Source organism: Streptomyces sp. NTH33, from assembly GCF_003236365.1.
Classification (GTDB): domain Bacteria; phylum Actinomycetota; class Actinomycetes; order Streptomycetales; family Streptomycetaceae; genus Streptomyces.
The window spans coordinates 1-4917 of sequence record NZ_POTZ01000500.1; the positions used below are offsets into that span (position 1 = coordinate 1).

The 4917-nt window shown below is 73.0% G+C and carries 3 protein-coding genes; all 3 read left to right on the forward strand.

Annotated features, from left to right (window positions below; translation table 11 throughout):
- Positions 1–61 precede the first annotated feature (61 nt).
- On the forward strand, positions 62–1768 hold the full coding sequence (locus C1I97_RS31505; protein ID WP_111006473.1) for a glycerol-3-phosphate dehydrogenase/oxidase: 1707 nt from the start codon (positions 62–64) through the stop codon (positions 1766–1768).
- A 306-nt stretch (positions 1769–2074) separates the two neighbouring features.
- Complete coding sequence (locus C1I97_RS31510) at positions 2075–4072, forward strand: protein kinase domain-containing protein (protein ID WP_111006474.1); 1998 nt, start codon at positions 2075–2077, stop codon at positions 4070–4072.
- Positions 4073–4215: 143 nt separating this feature from the next.
- On the forward strand, positions 4216–4917 hold a 702-nt coding region (locus C1I97_RS31515), incomplete at its 3' end, for a protein kinase (RefSeq protein WP_146608352.1).

A 4917-nucleotide genomic window follows, 5' to 3' on the forward strand; every position in this document is an offset into this window, starting at 1 on the left:
GGGGAGGGGAACGGGCTTCGCCGACGGGTGCGGCCGGCGCGACCGAGAGCAGGAGGCAGCGGTGAGGACAGCGACACTGGGGCCGGCGCAGCGCGCCGAGTCACTGGCGGGAATGGCCGAGCGGGAGCTGGACATCCTGGTCGTGGGCGGAGGCGTGGTCGGCGCGGGCACGGCTCTGGACGCCGTCACCCGCGGTCTGTCCACCGGCATCGTGGAGGCGCGCGACTGGGCGTCGGGCACCTCGAGCCGCTCCAGCAAGCTGATACACGGCGGACTGCGCTATCTGGAGATGCTCGACTTCGCGCTCGTCCGCGAGGCTCTGAAGGAACGCGGCCTGCTGCTGGAGCGCCTCGCACCGCACCTGGTCCGGCCGGTGCCGTTCCTCTACCCGCTGCAGCACAAGGGCTGGGAGCGCCTGTACGCCGGCTCCGGCGTCGCCCTCTACGACGCCATGTCGATGGCCCGCGAACACGGCCGGGGCCTGCCCCTGCACCGCCACCTGACCCGCCGCCAGGCCCTGCGCGTCGCCCCCTGCCTGAAGAAGGACGCCCTGGTCGGCGCCCTGCAGTACTACGACGCCCAGGTGGACGACGCCCGCTTCGTGACCGCCCTGGTGCGCACCGCCGTGTCGTACGGCGCGAAGGCCGCCAACCGCGCGCGCGTCACCGGATTCCTGCGCGAGGGCGAGCGGGTCGTCGGCGCCCGGGTGCGGGACGTGGAGGGCGGCGGCGAGTACGAGGTCCGCGCCCAGCAGGTCGTCAACGCCACCGGGGTGTGGACCGACGACACCCAGGCGATGGTGGGCGAGCGCGGCCAGTTCCACGTCCGTGCCTCCAAGGGCATCCACCTCGTCGTGCCCAGGGACCGCATCCACTCCACCACCGGGCTGATCCTGCGCACCGAGAAGTCCGTCCTGTTCGTGATCCCCTGGGGCCGGCACTGGATCGTCGGCACCACCGACACCGACTGGGACCTCGACAAGGCCCACCCGGCCGCCTCCAGCGCCGACATCGACTACCTGCTGGAGCGCGTGAACTCGGTCCTCGCGGTGCCGCTCGGCCGCGACGACGTGCAGGGCGTGTACGCGGGGCTCAGGCCGCTGCTGGCCGGCGAGTCCGACGCCACCAGCAAGCTGTCGCGCGAACACACCGTGGCCCACCCGGCACCGGGCCTGGTCGTGGTCGCGGGCGGCAAGTACACGACGTACCGGGTGATGGCCAAGGACGCCGTCGACGAGGCGGTGCACGGCCTGGACCTGCGGGTCGCCGACTGCGTCACCGAGGAGATACCGCTGTACGGCGCCGAGGGCTATCCCGCCCTGTGGAACGCGCGGGCGCGCATCGCCGCCGAGCACGGCCTCCACGTGGTGCGCGTGGAGCACCTGCTCAGGCGGTACGGGTCGGCGGCCCGGGAGGTCCTGGCCCTCATCACCGAGAACCCCACACTGGGCGCGCCCCTGCAGGGCGCCGACGACTATCTGCGCGCCGAGGTCGTCCACGCCGCCTCCCACGAGGGCGCGCGGCACCTGGACGACGTACTGACCCGGCGTACGCGCATATCCATCGAGACCTTCGACCGGGGCACGCGCAGCGCCCGGGAGGCCGCCGAGCTGATGGCGCCGGTGCTGGGCTGGGACAAGGACCAGATCGAACGCGAGGTCGAGCACTACGAGAAGCGGGTGGAGGCCGAACGGGAGTCGCAGCGCCAGCCCGACGACCTGACGGCCGACGCGGCCCGGCTGGGGGCGCCGGACATCGTGCCGTCGTAGACCCTGTCGTCACCTTCCCGTCGCCTGCCCGGAAGCCGTTCGGGAAGCCCGTTCCCAAAATCCGTCACGGCGACTTCCGGGCCGGAACCACCGTCCCGCGCGAGGTGTGCGGCGCGGGTTATGGACGGAATGGTCCGAAGGGTCGGCACCCGTGGCTCCCTCCTTGTCACAACCCGTCATCCCGGCGTGTACGAAGGGCCGTTCGGGGGCGGTCCCGGGGTGTCCTCAGGGGCACCCTGGGCGTTGAGCACTTGTCGGGTGAGAGACAATGGAGGCTCTGTCAGGGCGGGTTGCATGAGGGGACGCATGTCGGAGGCGGAGCGGGCGGGCACACCCCGTCAGGACACTCGTCAGGACACTCTGCAGGACGAGAACGAGCGTCTTCTCGCCGGCCGGTACCGGCTGGGGAGCGTGCTCGGCCGCGGCGGCATGGGCACCGTGTGGCGCGCCGAGGACGAGACCCTGGGCCGTACGGTCGCCGTCAAGGAACTGAGGTTCCCGTCGAACATCGACGAGGACGAGAAACGGCGCCTGATCACACGCACGCTGCGCGAGGCCAAGGCGATCGCCCGGATCCGCGACACCAGCGCGGTGACCGTCTTCGACGTGGTCGACGAGGACGACCGGCCGTGGATCGTCATGGAGCTCGTCGAGGGCAAGTCCCTGGCCGAAGCCATCCGCGAGGACGGGCTGCTGGAACCGCGGCGGGCGGCCGAGGTCGGGCTCGCGGTCCTCGACGTACTGCGCTCCGCGCACCGCCAGGGGATCCTGCACCGCGACGTGAAGCCGTCCAACGTGCTCATCGCCGACGACGGCCGGGTCGTGCTCACCGACTTCGGCATCGCCCAGGTCGAGGGCGACCCGTCCCTCACCTCCACCGGCATGCTCGTCGGCGCCCCCTCCTACATCTCCCCGGAACGGGCCCGCGGGCACAAGCCGGGCCCGGCGGCCGACCTGTGGTCGCTCGGCGGCCTGCTGTACGCGGCGGTGGAGGGCGTGCCGCCGTACGACAAGGGCTCGGCGATCGCCACCCTGACCGCGGTGATGACCGAGCCGCTGGAGGAGCCCAGGAACGCCGGCCCGCTCAAAGACGTCATCCACGGCCTGCTGACCAAGGACCCGGCGGAGCGGCTCGACGACGCCGGCGCCCGGGCCATGCTCAAAGCCGTCCTCGACGCGCCCCGGCCGAAGGGCGCCGAACCGGAGCCGCCCGCGGACGCCACCAAGGTCATCCCCCTGCCCGCGCAGTCCGACGGAGGCAGGGGCACAGGCGGTTCGGCGGGTTCCGGTTCCGGGGGCGGACGGGGCGAGGAGGCGGCCGACCGGCTGCGCGGGGCGCTGCGCTCGGTGCGCAAGGGCACCGTGACGACGGGTCCGGGGAGCGGGGCCGCGGCGTCCGCGGAGACCCGGACGCAGGCCGGGCAGCCCGCTTCGGGGTGGCCCGTGATGACGCCGCCGGACCTGCCGCCGCCGGCGGCGCCGCCCAGGGCGTCGCTCACCGACGTGGTGCCGCGGCGGACACTGGTGATCACCGCGGTGGTCGTGGTGCTCGCCGTGATCGGCGCCGTGCTGGCGTTCACGCTCGACGGGGACGACGAGGACCCCAAGGGCGCCGGGAGCGGAGCCGACCGCACGGCCGCCACCGCCGGGACGTCCGCGGGCGCCTCGACCAAGGAGGACGTGAGCGGCGGCACCGGCAAGGACGGGAAGGAAACCGGTTCCGCGACGGGCGCCGACGGTTCGGCCGGCAAGCCGGCCACGAGCGCCGGCACGGAGACCTCGGGCGGCGACTCCGGGTCCGCATCCGAATCCGGGGCCGGCTCCGGCTCCGGCTCCGGAAAGGACGAATCCGAGGACGGCGGCGGCGGTGCCGTGGCGTCGACGTACAAGAGCGCGCAAGGCTTCTCCATCGGGCTGCCCGAGGGCTGGAAGTACGCGACCACCGACGTCGCGGGGGTCCGCTTCACCGGCCCCGACGAGCAGAGGCTGCTGGTCGCCTGGACGTCCACGCCGAAGGGCGACCCGGTCGCCGACTGGACCAACCAGGAAAAGGGCATGGTGCGCCCCCAGTACAAGCGGGTCCGCATAGAGAAGGTGGAGTACCGCGGCTGGAACACCGCCGACTGGGAGTTCACCTACGTCGACGGCGGGACCAAGTACCGCGTCATCGACCGCGGGTTCGTGGTGAACGACCGCCTCGGCCACGCGCTGATGTACACCGCGAAGGCCGCGAACTGGGACAGCGACCTGCGCGAGAACACGTGGGAGACGCTGACGAAGACCTTCCGGCCGAAGAAGTCGTGAGCCGGGCGGTCCCGTCGCCCGCCGGGGGCGTTCCGGGTTTGGTGCGCGAGATCTGGCATCCCCTCTCTGCGGGTTGCCTCCGGCACGTATCGTGAGTGGTTGCGGACCGTAAGCATCGGGAACGGGACGCGCGGCGAACGGAATTGACCGAGCGTGCGGCCGGGGGAGGCAACGTGGACGACTATGCGGGCCGGGTTCTCGCCGACCGCTACCGCCTGCCGCTGCCTCCGTCCGACGAGTACGAACTCTCCGAGACCCGGGCCTTCGACACCTACAGCGGGCAGGAGGTCCTCGTCCGGCAGGTGCCGCTGCCGGAGGTGGTCGAGGCGGAGGTGCTCGACGCGGACGGGCTGCCCGACGGCTTCACGGCACGTGACGGCGCCTTCCGGGGTCCCTCGGCGCACGGCGGGCGTACGGCGGGCGGGGACCGCTTCGCGCGTACGGCGACGCGGCGGCCCGCCGATCCGGCGGTGCGCAGGGCGGTCGAGGCCGCGCAGGCCGCGGCGCAGATTCCCGACCACCCCCGGCTGGACCAGGTCTTCGACGTGTTCGCGGAGGGCGGTTCGCTGTGGATCGTCAGCGAACTGGTCGCCGCGCGGCCGCTGGCGGCACTGCTCGCCGAGAAGCCGCTGACGCCGTACCGGGCGGCCGAGGTCGCCTCCGACGTCCTCATGGCGCTGCGGGTCCTGCACGCCCACGGCTGGGTGCACCGCAACATCACCGCCCGCACGGTCCTCGTCTGCGACGACGGCCGCGTCGTGCTGACCGGCCTCGCGGCCGGCGCGGCGGAGGAGGCCCTGTGCGGGTACGACCCGATACCGGTGCGGGGGGCGGAGGGCGAGGAC

Coding starts and splice junctions, on each gene's coding strand:
- C1I97_RS31510 (WP_111006474.1), top strand. CDS start 2,075: ATGTCGGAGGCGGAGCGGGCGGGCACACCCCGTCAGGACACTCGTCAG.